Genomic DNA, 20,760 nt, shown 5'->3' on the forward strand with positions numbered 1-20,760 from the left:
ACTCCTGTTGGAGTTTTCATTGGATATTTATTAGCCAAGTTTTGCAGCAAGACGAGCTTTATCGCGGCTAGCTTTGTTTTTGTGAATCAAACCTTTTGATTCGGCTTTGTCGATGCTTGAAGAAGCAGCGCGGAAAAGCTCTTCAGATGGGTTAGCTTCAAATGCTTTGATAGCAGTACGCATAGCTGATTTTTGTGCTGAGTTTTTTTCGTTTGCTTTAACGTTAAGTTCAGCGCGTTTAATAGCTGATTTAATATTTGCCAATGTTTTCACCTCCAAATTAATCTAACTACATTATTATATAGAAAATATATGCGTTTGGCAACCCTTTATCACTTTTTGAGGTAAATTTCATCAATTTTGTGATCAGCGGCTTTATGTAAAATCAATTCTGCTCGATTTCGCGTCGGTTCAATGAATTTTTCAAGATTTTCTAAATTAACTGTTTTCCAAACATTGCGGGCAAAGGCTACAGCCTCATCCTGAGGAAGAGTGGTGTATTGGGCATAGTAACTGTTAGAATCTTGTTTTGCCATGTTCAAAATACTTAGAAAGCGTTCAATATACCAGTGTTCTATATGGGCGCTATCAGCATCAATATAAATGGAAAAATCAAAATAATCACTCATATATAAGCGGTTATTTTGCTGGTTTTGGAAAACGTTTATACCCTCGACGATTAGAAAATCAGGACTGTCAACCGTTTGTTCCTGATCAGGGACAATATCATAAATATCATGAGAGTAAAGTGGTATGGTAGCTGATTGCCCACTTTTAATAGTATCCAAAAAATTCAACAGCAGTTCCATATTGTAGGATTCTGGAAATCCTTTACGATTGAAGATCCCTCGTTCAATCAAAACCTGATTAGGGTATAAAAAACCATCAGTAGTAACTAGTTCGACACGACTATTTGGGTGAGTACGTGAGAGAAGTAATTGTAAGAGTCGGCTGGTTGTTGATTTACCAACAGCGACAGAGCCAGAAATTCCAATAATAAAGGGCCTCAATTGAATGTCTTTCTTTAGAAAGAGACTTTTAGAAAAGGAAAGGTTCTCTTGAGCAATTTTGTAAATCTGAATTAAATTAATCAAAGGGAGATAAACATCAACCACATCTGTGATGTTAATATTATCATTTAAACTCGTAATACTTTTTAGTTCTTCTTGTGTCAATAAAGGTTTGGTTTTTTGGTGCAACATTTTCCAAGACTCCCTTGAAATCTTTTCAAAGTTGATAAATTCGTTTGACATACTAACTCCTAATCATTTGACAGTGCTTACATTATAACATTTCAAGGAAAAAAATGAAAAATTTTTCGTTTGAATTCGTGTGAAAATGTGTAGTATTTCGAAAAAAATATCGAACATTCCCTAGACATTTTTCTGAAAATTAAAAAGCGTGCAGTTAATGTTCGGTTTTACCGATTAATCCCCTTGGAAACCTTTAAAAACAGGCGTCTTGTAAACCGTTTCAAAGTGTGATAGAATGAAAAAGCATCTTAAAAAGATAGGAAAAACGATGACAAACATGTATTACGACGAGAACCCAGATAGCCTTCATGATATTCATGAATTGAATGTAACATTACTCGGTTTTCCGTTTACTTTCTTAACAGATTCTGGTGTTTTTTCAAAGAAAATGATTGATTTTGGCAGCCAAGTCTTACTAAACACACTTCATTTTAATAAAGGTGAGCGGGTTTTAGACTTAGGTTGTGGTTATGGCCCTTTGGGAATAAGCCTAGCTAAAGTTCAAGAAGTAGAAGCTACTTTGGTTGATATTAATAATCGAGCAATTGATTTGGCACAAAAAAATGCACGTCAAAATCAAGTTGACGTTACTATTTTTCAATCTAACATTTATGAAAACGTTAGGGGATCATTCAACCATATCATTAGTAACCCTCCTATTCGAGCGGGTAAGAAGGTTGTCCATGAGATCATTGAAAAAAGTATTGATTTTTTAGATGATCAGGGTGATTTAACCATTGTGATTCAAAAGAAACAAGGGGCGCCTAGCGCCAAAGAAAAGATGGCAAATGTTTTTGGCAATGTTGACATTATCAAAAAAGATAAAGGCTACTATATTCTAAGGAGTACAAAACATGAGAACAGTTGATTTAATTCAAAAAAAACGTGATGGAGAGGAACTGACTACAGAGGAAATCAATTGGTTAATTAAGGGATATGCTAATGGTACTGTCCCAGATTACCAAATGGCTGCTTTTGCTATGGCAGTTTATTTCAAAGGAATGACAACCCGTGAGACACGAGATTTAACCATGAGTATGGTTGAGACTGGAGAACAGATTGACCTGTCAGCAATTGCTGGTATTAAAACAGATAAGCATTCCACAGGTGGGGTGGGCGATAAGGTAACCTTGATTTTAGCTCCGCTTGTAGCAAGTTTTGATGTTCCAGTTGCTAAAATGAGCGGTCGTGGCCTAGGTCATACTGGAGGAACCTTAGATAAACTTGAAGCCATTAAAGGTTTTCAAATTGACCGTAGCCAAGATGACTTTATTAAACAAGTGCAAGACATTGGCATCTCTGTTATCGGTCAATCCGATAAACTGGTTAAGGCGGATAAACTGTTATACGCTCTAAGGGATGTTACGGCAACCGTTGATATTATTCCTCTAATAGCAAGCTCAGTCATGAGTAAAAAAATCGCCGCCGGTGCGGATAGTATTCTCTTAGATGTTACTGTTGGGGATGGGGCTTTCATGAAGACCATCGAAGACGCAGAAAAGCTTTCCCGTCTAATGGTAGATTTAGGAAAAGAAGTTGGTCGTAAAACAGTTGCTGTCATTACTAATATGAGTCAGCCCCTAGGGCGAGCTATCGGGAACCGTCTTGAAGTTTTAGAAGCTTTAGAAATCATGCAAGGTAAGGGACGTGAGGACATCACCCATTTCATTTGTGAACTGGCTCAGATTATGTTACGTCTAGCAGGTGTTGATAAGTCACTAGAAGACATCAGAAAAAATCTGGTTGATGGAACAGCTTTAGCGAAATTTGAAGAAATGGTTACCTATCAAGGTGGTGATCTCAAAGACCTTTATAGAGAGTCAGCGTCACCTGTTCAAACAGAAGTGTTTGCTGATGAAGATGGCTATATCACAGAATTGCCAGCACTAGAATTCGGACTCTTTGCGATGAGATTAGGAGCTGGTCGAGCAGTAAAAACTGACCCATTGGATTATGAATCAGGGATTGTTTTTGATAAGAAAATTGGTGACCCTGTAAGCAAGGGAGACCTCATTGCTGTCATCTTTTCACAAGAAGTTTTACCGAAAAAAGTGCTTACAGAATTCGAAAAAAATGTTAAAATAGGTGTAGAACAATTTGAGCCTAAAGAGATCATTAAAATCATTTCCTAAGGAGGAATTACCACAATGAAAATTAATAAATACATCGACCATACGTTGCTAAAAGCAGATAGCGTTCAATCACAATTTGATCAATTGATTGATGAAGCAAAGACTTATGATTTTGCTAGTGTCTGTGTGAATTCATGTTGGGTTGCTTATGCTGCAGAAGCACTAAAAGATTCTGATGTTAAAGTTTGTACCGTTGTCGGTTTTCCTCTAGGAGCAACAACATCAGCAACTAAAGCTTTTGAAACAAAAGATGCCATTGCAAATGGCGCTGACGAAATTGACATGGTCATTAATATTGGTCTTTTGAAACAAGGCGATGATCAAGCTGTTGAAGATGATATGCGAGCTGTTGTTGAAGCAAGTGGGGACAAACTTGTGAAAGTCATTATTGAAGCTTGCCTTCTAACAGATGAAGAGAAAGTTAGAGCATGCCAATTGGCTGTTAAAGCAGGTGTTGATTTTGTTAAAACATCCACAGGATTTTCAACCGGTGGAGCAACAATCTCAGATGTTAAATTGATGCGTCAAACAGTCGGTCCTGATATCGGCGTTAAGGCTGCTGGTGGTGCGCGTTCATTAGAAGACGCTATGGCATTTATCGAAGCAGGTGCTACTCGTATTGGAACGTCTGCTGGCGTAACCATTATGAAAGGTGAAGTTGCAAATGGTGGCTACTGATTTAGTTTCTTTAGCTATTGGTGCCAGTAAACACGCTTATGTTCCTTATTCCCACTTCCCTATTGGTGCAGCCTTAAAAACAAAAGATGGCACAATCTATACTGGTTGTAACATTGAAAATGCTAGTTTTGGATTAACCAATTGTGGTGAGCGAACAGCTATTTTTAAAGCTGTTTCTGACGGGCATAAAGAACTGGCTGAAATTGCGATTTATGGTGAAACGCAGGAACCTGTATCTCCTTGCGGTGCTTGCCGACAAGTAATGGCGGAGTTCTTTGAACCAAGCTCTCTTGTTACCTTAATTGCCAAAAATGGTCAAACCCTTGAAACGACTGTTGGTGATTTACTTCCCTATTCATTTACAGATTTATCATAATCTGGCTTAATTCTTGTTATCTAGCCGTCTTGGCTTTATATTTACTTTCAGCAACCTGGTTGCTAGAAATATTTTTTAGGAGGGTTCATATTCATGAACAAGAAATTTATTGGTCTTGGTTTAGCTTCAGTAGCTTTACTAAGTTTAGCTGCTTGTGGTAACCGTGGTGCTTCTAAAGGTGGAGAAGCAGGGAAAACTGATTTAAAAGTTGCAATGGTTACTGATACTGGTGGTGTTGATGATAAATCATTCAACCAATCAGCTTGGGAAGGTTTACAAGCTTGGGGTAAAGAAATGGGCCTTAAAAAAGGTGCTGGTTTTGATTACTTCCAATCTACAAGTGAATCTGAGTATGCAACTAACCTTGATACAGCAGTTTCAAGCGGCTACCAAGTTGTTTATGGTATCGGTTTTGCTTTGAAAGATGCTATTGCCAAAGCAGCTGGCGACAATGACGGTGTTCAATTCGTTATCATCGATGACGTGATTGAAGGTAAAGACAATGTTGCAAGCGTTACTTTCGCCGATCACGAAGCAGCTTACCTTGCAGGTATTGCAGCAGCAAAAACCACTAAAACTAAAACTGTTGGTTTTGTAGGTGGTATGGAAGGTACTGTTATTACTCGTTTTGAAAAAGGATTTGAAGCAGGTGTTAAATCTGTTGATGATTCCATCCAAATCAAAGTAGATTATGCTGGATCATTCGGTGATGCTGCTAAAGGTAAAACAATTGCAGCAGCTCAATACGCAGCAGGTGCAGATGTTATCTATCAAGCAGCAGGTGGAACTGGAGCAGGTGTCTTCAACGAAGCGAAAGCTGTTAACGAAAAACGTGACGAAGCTGATAAAGTTTGGGTAATCGGTGTTGACCGTGACCAAAAAGATGAAGGAAAATACACTTCTAAAGATGGCAAAGAATCAAACTTTGTACTTGCATCATCAATCAAAGAAGTTGGTAAAGCTGTTCAGTTGATCAACAAACAAGTAGCAGATAAAAAATTCCCAGGTGGAAAAACAACTGTTTACGGTTTGAAAGATGGCGGTGTTGAAATCGCAACTACAAATGTTTCAAAAGAAGCTCTTAAAGCTATCGAAGAAGCGAAATCAAAAATTAAATCTGGTGACATTAAAGTTCCTGAAAAATAATGTTTAAAAACAAGAAGCGCGACCTTTGTCGGTCGCCCTTTTTGGACTGAGATAACTTTTATCTCAGTAAAGCTTGTGACAAATGACAAGCTTTACTGAAATAAAAGATTGAATTGAAAGGAAATTATCCTATGACACAGCATGTCATTGAAATGAGAGAAATCACGAAAAAATTTGGTGATTTTGTTGCAAATGACCACATTAATTTGAATGTCAGAAAAGGTGAGATTCATGCCTTGTTGGGTGAAAATGGGGCAGGTAAATCAACCTTGATGAATATGCTAGCTGGTCTCTTGGAGCCAACTAGTGGAGAAATTGTCATTAATGACAAGCCAGTTCTGATTGATTCGCCATCTAAATCCGCTAAACTTGGTATCGGAATGGTCCATCAGCACTTTATGTTGGTAGAAGCCTTTACAGTTGCAGAAAATATTATTTTAGGTAACGAAAAGGTGAAAAACGGTCGCTTGGATCTTAAACAAGCATCGAAAGAAATCAAAGAACTGTCTGAAAAATATGGCCTTGCAATCAATCCGTCAGCTAAAGTTGCTGATATTTCAGTTGGAGCTCAACAACGTGTTGAGATTTTAAAAACCTTGTATCGCGGTGCAGATATCTTGATTTTTGATGAGCCTACAGCTGTTTTAACGCCAGCTGAGATTCAAGAATTAATGGGCATCATGCGCAATTTGGTTAAAGAAGGCAAATCAATTGTCTTAATCACACACAAGTTAGATGAAATTAGAGCTGTTGCGGATCGAGTTACGGTTATTCGCCGTGGTAAGAGTATTCAAACAGTTGATGTAGCTGGTGCGACTTCACAAGATTTAGCGGAAATGATGGTTGGGCGTTCTGTTTCATTTACAACGACTAAAAAACCATCTGAACCTAAAGATATTGTTTTGTCTATTAAAAATCTAGAAGTAGATGAAAACCGTGGGGTTCCAGCAGTTAAAGGCTTGTCTTTGGATGTAAGGGCAGGTGAAATCGTTGGTATTGCAGGTATTGATGGTAATGGTCAATCAGAATTAATTCAGGCTATCACTGGTCTTCGTAAGGTAAAGTCAGGAAGCATCATGATTAAAAATCAAGAAGTAACACATTTGACTTCTCGAAAAATCACTGAATTATCAGTAGGACATGTCCCAGAAGACCGTCATAGAGATGGTTTGGTATTGGATTTATCACTAGCTGAAAATACAGCCTTGCAAACCTACTACAAAGAACCGCTAAGTAAAAATGGTATTTTAAACTATAATAAAATCAATGAGTACGCCCGAAACTTGATGAGTGAATTTGATGTTCGTGGTGCTAATGAACTGGTTCCTGCTCGAGGGTTTTCAGGTGGTAACCAACAAAAAGCCATCATTGCTCGTGAGGTAGACCGCGATCCTGATTTATTGATTGTTAGCCAACCAACACGTGGGCTAGATGTTGGAGCTATTGAATATATCCATAAGCGTCTGATCGAAGAACGTGATAAAGGCAAAGCTGTTCTCGTCGTTAGTTTTGAACTTGATGAAATATTGAATTTATCAGACCGTATTGCAGTTATTCATGACGGTAAAATTCAAGGTATCGTATTACCACAAGATACTAACAAGCAAGAACTTGGTATCTTGATGGCTGGTGGTTCAATTCATGAGGAGGAAAGTCATGTCTAAAAATGCACAAAAAATTGCTGTGCCAATGATTTCCGTCTTATTAGGATTTTTACTTGGCGCCATTATCATGTTTATCTTTGGCTACGACCCAATTTGGGGTTACGAAGGCCTGTTCCAAATCGCTTTTGGTAGTATCAAAAATATAGGGGAAATCTTCCGAGCAATGGGCCCACTGATTCTAATTGCACTCGGATTTACTGTTGCTAGTCGCGCTGGTTTCTTCAACGTCGGATTATCAGGTCAAGCCTTAGCAGGTTGGATTGCTGCCGGATGGTTTGCATTAGTCAATCCAGATATGCCGCGCCCTCTTATGATTATCATGACTATTTTGATTGGGATGATTGCTGGAGGAATTGCGGGTGCTATTCCAGGTATTTTGAGAGCTTACCTTGGTACCAGTGAAGTTATTGTTACCATTATGATGAACTATATTATTCTTTATGTTGGTAATGCTATCATTCAAAAAGGGTATCCGGAAAGTGTCAAACAAAGTATTGACTCAACGATTCAGGTGAGCGATAATGCAAGTTACCAAACTCACTGGTTATCTGCTTTAACAAATAACTCGCGGATTAATATTGGTATTTTCTTTGCCATAGTAGCTATTGCAGTGATTTGGTTCTTGTTGAACAAAACAACACTTGGATTTGAAATTCGTTCAGTAGGGCTTAACCCACATGCCTCAGAATACGCAGGGATGTCATCAAAACGTACTATCATTTTATCAATGATTATCTCTGGAGCTCTTGCAGGTCTTGGAGGAGTAGTTGAAGGACTAGGAACCTTTGAAAATGTCTTTGTTCAAGGATCTTCTTTAGCCGTTGGTTTTGATGGTATGGCGGTAAGCTTGCTTGCAGCAAATTCTCCAATTGGTATTTTCTTCTCCTCATTCTTATTTGGTGTCTTAAATATCGGTGCTCCAGGAATGAATATTGCAGGTATTCCACCAGAACTTGTTAAGGTAGTGACCGCTTCCATCATCTTCTTTGTTGGTGCTCATTACCTCATTGAACGTTACATTATTCGCCCTAAAAAATTAGTGAAAGGTGGTAAATAAGATGAGTTTAGTAACGATTTTTGCCTTATTGGTGTCATCTATGCTTATTTATGCAACACCACTCATTTTCACAAGTATTGGGGGAACTTTCTCAGAACGTTCTGGTGTTGTTAACGTCGGTTTAGAAGGTATCATGGTTATGGGAGCCTTCTCGGGAATTGTCTTTAACCTTGAATTTGCTGAAACGTTTGGAAAAGCAACGCCTTGGATAGCCGTTTTAGTCGGTGGTATTGTTGGTTTGATTTTCTCTTTGATTCATGCTTTAGCAACCATCAATTTTAGAGCTGATCACATTGTCAGTGGTACAGTATTGAACTTGTTAGCGCCTTCCTTTGCGGTCTTCTTGGTTAAAGTGATGTACGGTAAGGGACAAACAGATAACATCCAACAATCTTTTGGGAAATTCGATTTTCCAGGTCTATCACAAATTCCTGTGATTGGTGATATTTTCTTTAAAAATACTAGTCTAGTTGGTTATCTTGCAGTTGCCTTCTCATTCCTTGCTTGGTTTGTTCTTTACAAAACAAGATTTGGTTTACGCTTACGTTCAGTTGGTGAGCACCCACAGGCAGCAGATACACTTGGTATTAATGTTTATTTGATGAAATACTATGGTGTGATGATCTCAGGTTTCCTAGGGGGAATCGGTGGAGCTGTTTATGCTCAGTCAATCTCAGTTAACTTTGCCGTAACAACTATCTTAGGTCCTGGATTTATCGCTTTGGCAGCTATGATCTTTGGTAAATGGAATCCAGTTGGCGCCATGCTATCTAGTCTTTTCTTTGGGTTATCGCAAAGTTTAGCAGTTATTGGAGCACAATTGCCAGTATTGGAAAAAATTCCAACCGTTTACTTGCAAATTGCACCATATGTTGTCACTATCGTTATCCTTGCAGCCTTCTTTGGACAAGCTGTTGCTCCAAAAGCGGATGGTGTTAATTACATCAAATCAAAATAAAAGAATTAGATTTAAATCCTTTATGAGTTTTAATAGTAGCATCCCTAATGTTAGCACTTTGATGTCTAACATTAGGGGTGTTTTTTGATGGCCATATTGTTAACGAGGCAATAAAACTTAAAGAACACATCAAAAAGCCATCAGTTGTTACTGATAGCTTTTATCTTATTATTGACCAACAAAAGCGTTGATTTCCGCTTCAATATTAGCAATTTTTTCTTCAGCACTATTAAGGGTATCACCTACTGTAGCGATATAGAATTTAATTTTTGGTTCAGTGCCAGATGGTCTAACTGCGAACCAACTATCATCTGCTAATGTATATTTCAAAACATTGCTTGGAGGAGTTGTTAACGTTGTCTGGCCATCTTTAGAACTTGCAGTTTGTGCAAGGAAATCCTCTGTTAACACAATATCAGTTTGGTTAAATTGACTTGGGGCATTGTCACGGAATTTATCCATAATCTTCTTAATTTCAGCAGCACCATCGACACCTGATAGGGTAACTGAAATGGTTTTTTCGGCAAAGTAACCATACTCTTTAAAGATTTCATCGATACCGTCAGCTAAAGTTAGGCCGCGGGAACGATAATAAGCTGCAATTTCAGCAACGAGGAGAACAGCTTGAATAGCATCTTTGTCACGAACAAACGGTTTAATAAGGTAACCAAAGCTTTCTTCAAAACCAAACATGTAGGTATGGTTATGTTTTTCCTCAAATTCTTGGATTTTCTCAGCGATGAATTTGAAACCTGTTAACACGTTAAACATGGTTGCACCATAGCTTTCCGCAATTTTGGTGACTAATTCAGTTGATACTATTGATTTTGCTAATGCAGCATTCTCTGGGAGAGTCCCAGCTTCTTTGTGAGCTTCTAAAATGTATTTGGCGATAAGAGCACCGATTTGGTTACCAGAAAGGTTCCAATAACTGCCATCAGCTTGACGAATTTCAACACCGAGACGGTCAGCATCAGGGTCAGTCGCCACTAATACATCAGCATCGACTTGACGCCCTAGTTCTTCAGCTAAGGCAAAGGCAGCTTGACTTTCAGGGTTTGGTGATGCAACTGTTGAGAAGTCTGGGTCTGGTTTTGCTTGAGCTTCGACAACTTGAACAGATTCGAAACCAGCTTGTGCTAAAGCGCGACGTGCTAGCATTTCTCCAGTACCATGAAGGGGTGTGTAGACAATTTTCATGTCACGACCGTATTGGTCAATCAAATCTTGATTAATATTAACGCTTTTAACCTCTTCAAGGTAGGCAGCATCGAGGGTTTCACCAATTACTTCAATAAGACCAGTTGATTTAGCTTCTTCTAAGTCAGCAAGGGCTATAGTAAATGGGTTATCAATCGCACGAATATAGTCAGTTAAAGCATCAGCATCAACTGGAGGCATTTGCCCACCATCAGAACCATAAACTTTATAACCATTAAAAGGAGCAGGGTTATGACTGGCAGTTACCATAATACCAGCAAATGCTCCGAGATGACGAACAGCAAAAGACAGCTCGGGAGTAGGGCGTAGGCTTTCAAAAACATAAGATTTAATGCCATGGGCCGCTAATACTTGGGCAGATTCGAAAGCGAATTCTGGTGAAAAATGTCGTGAGTCATAGGCAATAGCAACCCCAGCTTTTTTGGCCGTTTCGCCTTTTGATTCAACTAATTTGGCAAGGCCTTCTGTTGCTTGACGAACCACATAGATATTAATACGGTTTGTCCCAGCACCAATATAACCACGCATACCAGCTGTTCCAAATTCAAGGTTTGTGTAAAAAGCATCTTCTTTGGTTTTTTCATCCATATGGAGTAATTCATCTTTTAGATAAGTTGGCAGATCAGGAACATCAAGCCATTTTTGATAATTTTCTGTATAAGTCATAGGTGTCTCCTTATATATTTTTAACCGCTTTCATTATATCACGTTGAAAGGAAAAAATCACTAATTTTTTGCAGGGATTTGCAAGCTTCTTTTCAATTTTTCAGATAATCAATAGGATTTAAAAAAACATGCCCTCTTGTGCAGGAGGACATGTGACTAGTTTATGACAATTTACGATTTAACTTCGATAAGGTTGGGATAAGAGTGAAGGTAACGAGTGCTGAAATAATCATTTCAACAATAGCATTTGTTGAGACAATCGTTGCCAGTAAAGCTTTAATATTACCACCAAAAACAGTTGAGAAGAAGACGAAAATACCCGATAAGACAAAAACAGTATTGGTCAATGAACCCACAAGCCCAGAAAGGACTAAACCAAATTTATTATGGATAAACTTGTAGCAGTAATAAGGGGTGATACCAATCAACAAACGAGGTACCATAGCAATCATGAGAGAAGCTAAATTCCCTTGATCCACAAAAGGTGAAAAGAGATAACTGGTAGGTAGAAGGACCACAGTATTGGTTACAACACTGATTACTCCCATCAAGCCCCCTAAAATGGTACCGATACGCGGACCATACATAATAGAGGCGACAATGACTGGAATGTGAACTAATGTTGGCTTGATTGGTACTGGCCAAAGGTTGAATACCAGACTACTGATAAAATGGATGACTAACATGATGGCAAAAAAGATAGCCACTCGGGAAATATCTGATGATTTATGGCGATTCATTTCATTCTCCAATAAGTTTTTATATTATAATACCTAATTTTGAACTAGGTGACAAGGGCAAACAGATTAGGATTTTAACGTCGTTTCGATAGCTTCTAAAATGACATCAAGATCAGCTAAAGCACCAGGACCAGTATCCCCACAAGCTAGTAAGCTTGTCTTAGGAGGGATTTCAGTAAAGCCTAATTGAGACAAACGTTTTATATTGTCTTGGGTAATCGGATTTTGGTACATTTTAGTGTTCATGGCTGGAGCTATTAACTTAGGGGTTGTCACTGGTAACGCAAGGGCGACGCTGGTGACAATATTATCTGCAAATCCATAAGAAAGATGGGCTAAGGTATTGGCACTAGCTGGTGCAAGGATAAATAGGTCGGTTTGTTTGGCCAATTCAATATGGTTGACAATCTTAACGTCATTTTCTGCCATCACATCTAGATGAACAGGATTTTTGGATAATACTTGCAGTGTTAAAGGCGTGATAAAAGCAGTGGCGGCTTCTGTCATTAAAACGGTAACCTCATGCCCTTTTTTCACCAATTGACTCGTTAAGTCTGCGGCCTTATAGGCAGAAATACTACCAGAGACTGCTAAAGTAATGTGTTTAGTCATTTCCAACAACCCTTTCATATAATAAACTTGCAATGGCTTCTTTGGTATTAGCAGCAACCACTTCCTTCTCTGAAACAAGGAGCGCCTTATGTTGGCCAGGTTGAATGTTGGCTAAATCGTTAGCTAGGATATAATCGGCTTTATTTTTACGGAGGCTTTCACGAGCCACCTTAACCAATTCCTTCTCAGACACATTGACCAATAATTTAAAACCAATCAATTTTATCTGAGGATTCCATTTTTTGACATAAGCAATCACTTTAGGTGTTTTTTTCAAAAAGAGAACCTGATGTTCAGAGTGTGATGAGATTTTTTGTTCTCCATTTTGATGCGTTAAAAAACGATCAAGATTCTCTGCTTGAGCCATCTCTTCGAGATCTGTCATATAGACAGGGGTGTAGTCGGAAACAGCCATGCTATGGATAAGGAGATCATGATGGGGAACTTGCTCTTCTAAAACAGTCATCAAGTCTTTAACTGTCTTGATTTCAATAATGGTTAGTTTATCAGAAGTTGCTGGCTTGACAGCTGCCTTAGTTGTCACCAACGTCACCTCATGCTGATGTTTTAAAAATGTTTCAGCTACTAATTTGCCAAGCTGCCCAGTTGAATGATTGGTGATACCTCTGACGGCATCAATTGGCTCGGTTGTACCGCCTGATGTGATTAATAATTTCATAGCCATATTTTATCAGAAAAGCCTTTAATAGTAAACGAAAGTTACTGTTGCTTTAGGAAAGTATATCGTCATCCAAATACTCAACTAAACGGTTACATTGGTTGGGATTTGAAAAACCATGAAAATAAGAGAAAAATAAGGAAAAGGAAGATTCAATAGTGGTAAAATAATGTATTTTGCGTTAAAATAGGGGAAGCGGTTTCAGCTAAGAAAGGAAAAATTGTGATAGACATTAGAGATTTAAAGCACTTGCCTGTCTCTATATACGATGAGGGAATGATTGAAGCAAAGGATGCTTTACGACCTTTTGCGTGGACAGAAGTGTTTTTAAGGGAGATTAATCGACATCCCCAGCAACTTATTTTGCATATTTGGCCCATGGCAAAAACAGTTATTTTAGGCATGTTAGATCGACAGCTGCCTTATATAGAACTGGCGAAGCTAGCACTTCAAGAAAAAGGTTATCTTCCGGTTGTACGCAATATTGGCGGTCTAGCTGTTGTGGCAGATGAAGGGATTTTAAATTTTTCACTCATTATTCCAGATCAATTTTCAGAACGGATTAGCATTGCAACTGCCTATTTGATGATGGTTGATCTTATTAGGGCAACCTTTTCAGATTATTATCAGGCGATTGACTATGTGGAGATTGAAAGGTCTTATTGCCCCGGTAATTATGATTTGAGTATTGTAGGCCGTAAATTTGCAGGTATTGCTCAGCGTCGGATTAAAGACGGTATAGTCGTTTCCATTTACCTAAGTGTCTGTGGCGACCAATCAGCTCGTGGAGAATTAATCAAAACATTTTATGACACTGGTAAACAAGGAAAACCAACAAAGGTTCATTACCCAGATATTGATCCAGAATGTATGGCTAATCTCTCAGAACTCCTAGGGACGCCTTTTACAGTAGGTGACGTTACTGAACGTTTACAACTGACCTTGAGGCAACTCGGATTTTCTCTGTCACAACAGTCTCCAAGCCAAGCTCTGATGGGTGAATATGATGCCATTTATGAGCGTATGCAAGCAGAAGTGTCTAGAAAGGAAGCCTGATGAAAGAAAGTTTTGGTCCCTTATATCAGCCTTTAACATTGCCAAATGGGGTTCATTTGGTTAATCGTTTTGTTCTGTCACCTATGGTGACGAATTCCTCAACTGCAGACGGATTTGTGACCAAAGACGATTTGTTATATGCTTCACGACGAGCAGGATCAGCCCCTTTACAAATTTCAGGGGCAGCCTATATTGACCCTTATGGACAGTTATTTGAATATGGTTTTAGTGTCGCCAAAGATGCTGACATTCCTGGCTTGAAAAAATTAGCTCAGGCAATGAAAGAACAAGCGGGAAAAGCTGTCTTACAACTGACTCATGCGGGTCGATTTGCTAGCCATGCCTTAACCAAATATGGTTTTGTCTATGGTCCTAGTGGGATGAAGCTGAATTCTCCAAAACCTCACGAAGTCAAGGCCCTCTCGCTTCAACAGATAGAAGGACTTATTGAATCATATGCACAGGCGACTCGGCGGGCGATTCAAGCGGGATTTGATGGTGTGGAAATTTCATCAGCCCAGCGCTTACTGATTCAAACCTTTTTCTCCACTTTTTCTAACCAGCGGACCGATCATTATGGTTGTCAATCACTTGCCAGCAGGGCTAAATTAACTCTGGAGGTCTTGCAAGCTGTTCAACAGGTGATTGATCAGGAAGCTCCAGATGACTTTATCTTTGGCTTCAGGGCAACGCCAGAAGAGACGAGAGGACATAGTATCGGCTATTCGATTGAAGACTTTTTACAATTGATGGATTGGGCACTAGAAGTGGCAAAACTTGATTACTTGGCCATAGCAAGCTGGGGGCATCACGTGTTTCGTAACACAGTTCGCTCATCTGGTCCTTATCACGGACAACTCGTGAATCAAGTAGTCTGGAATCATCTTAACAAACGGTTACCGGTTATGGCTACTGGGGGAATTAATACGCCTGAGAAAGCCATTGAAGCTTTAGCCCATTCAGACTTTGTGGGTGCCTCGACTCCTTTTGTGGTTGACCCAGAATTTGCGACTAAAATCAAAGAAGGACGAGAGGATTCTATTCATCTGAAGATTAGGATGGAAGATTTGGAAAGCTTAGCGATTCCAAAAGCTTCCTTCAAAGACATTGTTCCTTTGATGGATTACGGTGAATCCTTGCCTAAAGAATCCCGAACACTCTTTCGCAGTCTTGCTCAATATTACGAGGAGGATAAATAAAATTCAAAGTACTTGATTATGGGGAATTGACTAAGAAGAAGCCCTCAAAAAACATGTTACCTAACCTAGACAGCAGAAAACCTTGGTTTTTCTTGGTTCTGTGGAGAACCCGAACATCAACATATTATTGAGGAAGCTCACAACGATTCTCTAAAGCAAAACCAGCGTGAAATCAGCGCTGCCAATCGTCGTCACTTTATTAATATAACTCTCTAAAGAGAAAGGAAAGAAAATGAAAAAATTTGCGAACTACTTATTAATTGAGAAAAAAGAAGACCGTTATACCATCAGTATGACACCCGAATTGCAAGATGATATTGGAACTATTGGATATGCCGAATTTACTGAAAATGACACCTTAGCGGTTGATGACATTATCTTGAATTTAGAAGCGTCTAAAACAGTTATGTCTGTTTTGTCACCATTAGCAGGGACTGTTGTGGAACGTAATGAGGCAGCAACGCTAACGCCAACCCTCTTGAATTCTGAAAAAGCTGATGAAAACTGGATTGTAGTCTTGGCAGATGTTGACCAAGCAGCTTTTGATGCCTTAGAAGATGCCTAAGTCATTTGAGTTATTAGGCAAGATGATTGAGCAGCTACAAGCAGAAGAATGGGTTGGAGATTCTCAGGTTTCTGCCTTGCCTGCCACCTTAGAAGGACGGGAAATTTTATGGCGGTCGCTTATCAACCAGCGGCCTGCTCTTCCCTTGTCTCAAAACTACCTTGTCTTGGAAGATGCTTATTTGGATGCTTGGCAGAACTCTATTCGTCCGATAAGCCTTGAAGGTTGTCAGAAAACTGCTCATGATCAGATTTTTCTTTACCACGGAGATATTAGGCACCTTGCTGTGGATGCTATTGTCAATGCAGCAAACAGTGAATTATTAGGATGTTTTATTTCTAATCATGGCTGTATTGATAATGCCATTCACACCTTTGCTGGGAGCCGCTTACGTTTAGCGTGTCAGTCTCTCATGGTTGAACAAGGGCACAAAGAAGCTATTGGTCAGGCTAAGATGACCAGTGCCTACCATTTACCAGCTTCATCGATTATTCATACCGTCGGGCCAAGAATTGCTAAAGGACAACCGATTTCGCCTATTCGAGCAGATTTACTAGCTCGCTGTTACCAATCTTGCCTTAATTTGGCAGCTCAATCAGGACTTGTGAGCTTAGCTTTCTGTTCCATTTCAACAGGTGAATTTGGTTTTCCTAAAAAAGAAGCCTCACAGATTGCTATTAAGACGGTCTTAAAATGGCAAGAACAACACCCAAATCAGCGATTAGCTGTTATTTTTAATACTTTTACCTTAGAAGATAAGGCTTTGTATGATATGTATTTACAAAAGGAGAATGATTGTGAGTAATTGGAAAACTTATCCCAATGAAGACCTCCCCCAGGCAGAACAACTAGCTCAATTGATTAAAGAAGCCGATGCTCTTGTTGTTGGGATTGGTGCTGGTATGTCAGCAGCTGATGGCTTTACTTATATAGGGCCACGTTTTGAAACTGCTTTTCCAGATTTTATTGCCAAGTACCAATTTTTGGATATGTTGCAAGCTAGTCTCTTTGATTTTGAAGACTGGCAAGAATACTGGGCTTTTCAAAGTCGTTTTGTGGCTTTGAATTACCTTGACCAGCCTGTAGGCCAATCTTATCTTGATTTACGTGACATTTTGGAAACCAAAGCTTATCATATTATTACTACCAATGCTGATAATGCTTTTTGGGTAGCTAATTATGACCCAGAAAAGATCTTTCATATTCAAGGGGAATACGGTTTGTGGCAATGCAGTCAACACTGTCATCAGCAAACTTACAAGGATGATTGTTTAATACGTCAAATGATTGCTGAGCAAGCAAATATGAAAGTTCCAGATCAATTAATTCCGCATTGTCCTAAATGCGGAGCTCCTTTTGAAATTAATAAACGTAACGAAGAAAAAGGAATGGTTGAAGATGCGGATTTCCAGGCACAAAAAGAACGCTATGACACTTTTTTATCAGAACACGAACATGGCAAAGTGCTTTATTTAGAGATTGGTGTGGGGCATACCACACCTCAATTCATTAAACACCCTTTTTGGAAGCGCGTGTCAGAAAATCCTGATGCTTTATTTGTGACCTTGAACCACAAACACTATCGCACCCCTCAACAGTTAAGATCACAGAGTTTAGAACTAACAGACCATATTGCCCAATTGATTAAGGATGCAAAAACTATATACCAAACACTACAAACCATACGAGCTAACTCACAATAGAGAGGACAACTAACATGTATCTTATTGAACCGATTCGTAACGGTAAACGAATTACTGACGGAGCTGTCGCTCTAGCTATGCAAGTGTACGTCCAAGAAAATTTATTTTTGGATGACGATATCTTATTGCCATACTATTGTGATCCCAAAGTTGAGATTGGAAAATTTCAAAATGCAGTCGTCGAAACCAATCAAGATTACTTAAAAGAACATCATATTCCTGTTGTTCGCCGAGATACTGGTGGTGGAGCTGTGTATGTTGATTCTGGAGCTGTTAACATTTGTTATCTTATTAATGATAATGGGATTTTTGGGGATTTCAAACGAACCTATCAACCTGCTATTGAAGCACTTCACCATTTGGGAGCGACAGGTGTGGAAATGACCGGACGAAATGATTTGGTCATCGATGGTAAAAAAGTATCTGGAGCTGCAATGACCATTGCCAATGGCCGTGTCTATGGGGGTTATTCGCTACTTTTAGATGTGGATTTTGAAGCTATGGAAAAGGTACTGAACCCTAACCGAAAAAAAATTGAATCAAAGGGTATCAAGTCAGTGCGAAGCCGAGTAGGTAATATCAGAGAACATTTAGCACCGCAGTATCAAGGTATCACTGTTGAGGAATTTAAAGATTTGATGGTTTGTCAGTTATTAAAGATTGAAACCATTAGTCAGGCAAAACGCTATGACTTGACTGAAGAGGATTGGCAACAGATTGATGCCTTAACAGAGCGTAAGTATAAAAATTGGGAGTGGAACTATGGCAATTCTCCACAATACCGTTACCATAGAGATGGCCGCTTTGCTGGAGGAACGGTTGATGTACATCTCGATATCGTAAAAGGTTCGATTGCTGACTGTCGCATTTACGGAGACTTTTTTGGAAAAGCAGATATTACAGAATTGGAACACCTCTTGATTGGCACCAGAATGGAAAAAGAAGATGTGCTTGCTGTTCTGGAATCCACTCATTTAACGCCTTATTTAGGGGCTATTACAGCAAGAGAATTGGTGGATTTGATGTTTTCCTAGTAAATTTAACTTGGAGTAGGTGAAAACAAACTAAAAAACGAACATTATGTGTTATGATTCAAATAAATGTACGACTAACTTAAAATGTGATATAATGACGACATTACATAAAATTGAGGAGTTATCATGAAATCAGATATCGAAATCGCCCAAAGTGTCACCTTACAACCAATTACTGATATTGTTAACAAAATTGGAATAGAAGCTGATGATATTGAGCTTTATGGTAAATATAAAGCTAAATTATCTTTTGAGAAAATCAAATCCGTCTCAACAAATGAGCCTGGAAAATTAATCTTGGTAACTGCTATTAACCCTACTCCAGCAGGCGAAGGGAAATCAACCATGTCCATTGGATTGGCAGACGCTTTAAATCAAATTGGTAAAAAAACCATGATTGCTTTACGCGAGCCTTCCCTTGGCCCTGTTATGGGTATTAAAGGGGGTGCAGCAGGCGGGGGCTACGCCCAAGTCTTGCCAATGGAAGATATCAATCTTCACTTCACAGGTGATATGCATGCCATTACCACAGCCAACAATGCCTTGTCAGCTTTGATTGATAATCATTTACAGCAAGGAAATGATTTAGGAATTGATCAACGTCGTATTATATGGAAGCGCGTGGTAGATCTTAATGATCGTGCTCTTCGCCAAGTAATTGTCGGCTTAGGCGGTCCTGTGAATGGTGTGCCACGCGAAGATGGATTTGACATCACAGTAGCTTCTGAAATCATGGCTATTCTATGTTTAGCGACTGATTTAAAAGACCTGAAAGAACGATTGGCAAATATTGTGATCGCTTATACCTATGATCGTAAGCCTGTCTATGTTCGTGACTTGAAGGTTGAAGGAGCATTAACATTAATTCTAAAAGATGCTATCAAGCCAAATTTAGTACAGACTATTTATGGAACACCAGCCCTTGTTCATGGGGGACCATTTGCTAATATTGCCCATGGATGTAACTCTGTCCTTGCTACCTCAACAGCGTTGCGATTGGCAGATTACACCGTTACGGAAGCTGGATTCGGTGCTGATTTGGGTGCTGAGAAGTTCCTCGATATTAAAGTTCCTAACCTTCCTAAAGCACCAGATGCTATTGTGGTGGTTGCCACCTTACGTGCTCTTAAGATGCACGGAGGGGTTGATAAGGCCGATTTGTCGACTGAAAATTGCGAAGCTGTTCGGTTAGGTTTTGCCAATTTAAAACGTCATGTCGAAAATATGCGTCACTTCGATGTACCAGTTGTCGTGGCAATCAATGAATTTGTCGCAGACACTGAAGCTGAAATTGCGACTTTAAAGGCTCTCTGTGCTGATATAAATGTTCCTGTAGAATTAGCCAGTGTTTGGGCTAATGGAGCTGAAGGAGGCGTAGAACTAGCCAAAACAGTGGTTCGTGTGATTGATCAAGAGTCCTCTGATTACAAGCGTCTTTATGCAGATGAAGATTCATTGGAAGAAAAAGTGACCAAGATCGTTACCCAAATTTATGGGGGTAAAGCTGTTCAATTTGGCCCAAAAGCCAAAACACAATTGAAGCAGTTCGCAGCATTCGGTTGGGATAAATTGCCTGTTTGTATGGCTAAGACACAATACAGTTTCTCCGATACCCCTTCCTTGTTAGGAGCACCGACAGATTTTGACATCACTATCCGTGAATTTGTTCCTAAAACAGGAGCAGGATTTATTGTTGCTTTAACAGGAGATGTGATGACTATGCCTGGCCTACCAAAAGTTCCAGCAGCAATGGCAATGGACGTTACTGAAGACGGGACAGCAATTGGTCTGTTTTAATCAAAACTAATCTAAATCTTAATAAAGTGAAGAAACCTGATGGATTAATCATCAGGTTTTTTAGGTGTGCTTTCCTTTGTTAACGCTTATTTTAAGTTATGGTAACATTCCAGTAGCTAATTAACTGCTTTCAGTGATAACAAAAAAGTTAATGATAAGAAAAAATAAATTAATTTTTAATAAATCTATTGTTAATTTTTTAATAATGTTGTATCGTTATATCC

At 39.1% G+C, this 20,760-nt stretch carries 21 protein-coding genes; 15 read left to right on the forward strand and 6 right to left on the reverse strand.

Going from position 1 to position 20,760, the window contains the following annotated elements:
* Positions 1-30 precede the first annotated feature (30 nt).
* The gene (gene rpsT, locus FQT67_RS05080; RefSeq protein WP_009881183.1) at positions 31-279 is read right to left on the reverse strand and encodes a 30S ribosomal protein S20; all 249 of its coding nucleotides are present in this window, start codon (positions 277-279) and stop codon (positions 31-33) included.
* A 53-nt stretch (positions 280-332) separates the two neighbouring features.
* Positions 333-1,253, reverse strand: a complete 921-nt coding sequence (gene coaA / locus FQT67_RS05085; RefSeq protein WP_012766986.1) for a type I pantothenate kinase — start codon at positions 1,251-1,253, stop codon at positions 333-335.
* 268 nt (positions 1,254-1,521) lie between these two features.
* Between coaA and FQT67_RS05090 the strand changes: the two genes are divergently transcribed.
* From FQT67_RS05090 to FQT67_RS05125, 8 genes are all read left to right on the forward strand, one after another.
* On the forward strand, positions 1,522-2,121 hold the full coding sequence (locus FQT67_RS05090) for a class I SAM-dependent methyltransferase (RefSeq protein WP_015057597.1): 600 nt from the start codon (positions 1,522-1,524) through the stop codon (positions 2,119-2,121).
* Positions 2,108-3,385, forward strand: a complete 1,278-nt coding sequence (locus tag FQT67_RS05095) for a pyrimidine-nucleoside phosphorylase (protein ID WP_015017041.1) — start codon at positions 2,108-2,110, stop codon at positions 3,383-3,385. The genes FQT67_RS05090 and FQT67_RS05095 overlap by 14 nt, the downstream gene beginning before the upstream one ends.
* Before the next feature lie 15 nt (positions 3,386-3,400).
* On the forward strand, positions 3,401-4,063 hold the full coding sequence (gene deoC / locus FQT67_RS05100; protein ID WP_046159693.1) for a deoxyribose-phosphate aldolase: 663 nt from the start codon (positions 3,401-3,403) through the stop codon (positions 4,061-4,063).
* Positions 4,050-4,439 carry a cytidine deaminase gene (locus FQT67_RS05105; RefSeq protein WP_003058840.1) on the forward strand — a complete coding sequence of 130 codons (390 nt, stop codon included), beginning with the start codon at positions 4,050-4,052 and terminating at the stop codon, positions 4,437-4,439. Before deoC ends, FQT67_RS05105 begins: the two co-directional genes overlap by 14 nt.
* Before the next feature lie 93 nt (positions 4,440-4,532).
* Complete coding sequence (locus FQT67_RS05110) at positions 4,533-5,585, forward strand: BMP family protein (protein WP_003058857.1); 1,053 nt, start codon at positions 4,533-4,535, stop codon at positions 5,583-5,585.
* A gap of 131 nt (positions 5,586-5,716) precedes the next feature.
* Positions 5,717-7,249 (forward strand): ABC transporter ATP-binding protein, encoded by a 1,533-nt coding sequence (locus FQT67_RS05115; protein WP_003058849.1) that lies wholly within the window; start codon positions 5,717-5,719, stop codon positions 7,247-7,249.
* On the forward strand, positions 7,242-8,306 hold the full coding sequence (locus FQT67_RS05120; RefSeq protein ID WP_003062245.1) for an ABC transporter permease: 1,065 nt from the start codon (positions 7,242-7,244) through the stop codon (positions 8,304-8,306). The genes FQT67_RS05115 and FQT67_RS05120 overlap by 8 nt, the downstream gene beginning before the upstream one ends.
* Before the next feature lies 1 nt (position 8,307).
* Positions 8,308-9,264 (forward strand): ABC transporter permease, encoded by a 957-nt coding sequence (locus FQT67_RS05125; RefSeq protein ID WP_046177282.1) that lies wholly within the window; start codon positions 8,308-8,310, stop codon positions 9,262-9,264.
* 168 nt (positions 9,265-9,432) lie between these two features.
* Here FQT67_RS05125 and FQT67_RS05130 read toward each other — a convergent pair whose 3' ends face one another.
* From FQT67_RS05130 to FQT67_RS05145, 4 genes are all read right to left on the reverse strand, one after another.
* Positions 9,433-11,151 carry a phospho-sugar mutase gene (locus FQT67_RS05130; RefSeq protein ID WP_046177281.1) on the reverse strand — a complete coding sequence of 573 codons (1,719 nt, stop codon included), beginning with the start codon at positions 11,149-11,151 and terminating at the stop codon, positions 9,433-9,435.
* A gap of 161 nt (positions 11,152-11,312) precedes the next feature.
* Entirely contained in the window at positions 11,313-11,891 is a 579-nt protein-coding gene (locus tag FQT67_RS05135) for an ECF transporter S component (protein ID WP_003061736.1), read from the reverse strand.
* 66 nt (positions 11,892-11,957) lie between these two features.
* Positions 11,958-12,503, reverse strand: a complete 546-nt coding sequence (coaC, locus tag FQT67_RS05140; protein WP_003057552.1) for a phosphopantothenoylcysteine decarboxylase — start codon at positions 12,501-12,503, stop codon at positions 11,958-11,960.
* Positions 12,496-13,182, reverse strand: a complete 687-nt coding sequence (locus FQT67_RS05145; protein WP_280641368.1) for a phosphopantothenate--cysteine ligase — start codon at positions 13,180-13,182, stop codon at positions 12,496-12,498. The genes coaC and FQT67_RS05145 overlap by 8 nt, the downstream gene beginning before the upstream one ends.
* 222 nt (positions 13,183-13,404) lie before the next feature.
* Here FQT67_RS05145 and FQT67_RS05150 point away from each other — a divergent pair, with 222 nt between their 5' ends.
* The 7 genes from FQT67_RS05150 (at position 13,405) to FQT67_RS05180 (ending at position 20,536) form a co-directional block, all read left to right on the forward strand.
* Positions 13,405-14,238, forward strand: coding sequence for a lipoate--protein ligase family protein (locus tag FQT67_RS05150; RefSeq protein WP_037589901.1), 834 nt, complete (start codon positions 13,405-13,407; stop codon positions 14,236-14,238).
* Positions 14,238-15,437 (forward strand): NADH-dependent flavin oxidoreductase, encoded by a 1,200-nt coding sequence (locus tag FQT67_RS05155; protein ID WP_003062323.1) that lies wholly within the window; start codon positions 14,238-14,240, stop codon positions 15,435-15,437. The genes FQT67_RS05150 and FQT67_RS05155 overlap by 1 nt, the downstream gene beginning before the upstream one ends.
* A 232-nt stretch (positions 15,438-15,669) precedes the next feature.
* Positions 15,670-16,002 carry a glycine cleavage system protein H gene (locus tag FQT67_RS05160; protein ID WP_003050906.1) on the forward strand — a complete coding sequence of 111 codons (333 nt, stop codon included), beginning with the start codon at positions 15,670-15,672 and terminating at the stop codon, positions 16,000-16,002.
* A complete protein-coding gene (locus FQT67_RS05165; protein ID WP_046177279.1) occupies positions 15,995-16,807 on the forward strand; it encodes a protein-ADP-ribose hydrolase in 813 nt (270 codons plus the stop codon). Before FQT67_RS05160 ends, FQT67_RS05165 begins: the two co-directional genes overlap by 8 nt.
* Complete coding sequence (locus tag FQT67_RS05170) at positions 16,794-17,705, forward strand: NAD-dependent deacetylase (RefSeq protein WP_012766975.1); 912 nt, start codon at positions 16,794-16,796, stop codon at positions 17,703-17,705. The genes FQT67_RS05165 and FQT67_RS05170 overlap by 14 nt, the downstream gene beginning before the upstream one ends.
* Positions 17,706-17,719: 14 nt before the next feature.
* Positions 17,720-18,739, forward strand: a complete 1,020-nt coding sequence (locus FQT67_RS05175; RefSeq protein WP_012766974.1) for a lipoate--protein ligase — start codon at positions 17,720-17,722, stop codon at positions 18,737-18,739.
* A 126-nt stretch (positions 18,740-18,865) separates the two neighbouring features.
* Positions 18,866-20,536: a formate--tetrahydrofolate ligase gene (locus FQT67_RS05180; protein WP_003059420.1), complete on the forward strand. Its 1,671-nt coding sequence runs from the start codon at positions 18,866-18,868 to the stop codon at positions 20,534-20,536.
* The last annotated feature ends 224 nt before the right edge of the window (positions 20,537-20,760 follow it).

The sequence above is a fragment of the Streptococcus sp. NCTC 11567 genome, from assembly GCF_902141215.1.
Classification (GTDB): Bacteria; Bacillota; Bacilli; order Lactobacillales; family Streptococcaceae; genus Streptococcus; species Streptococcus dysgalactiae.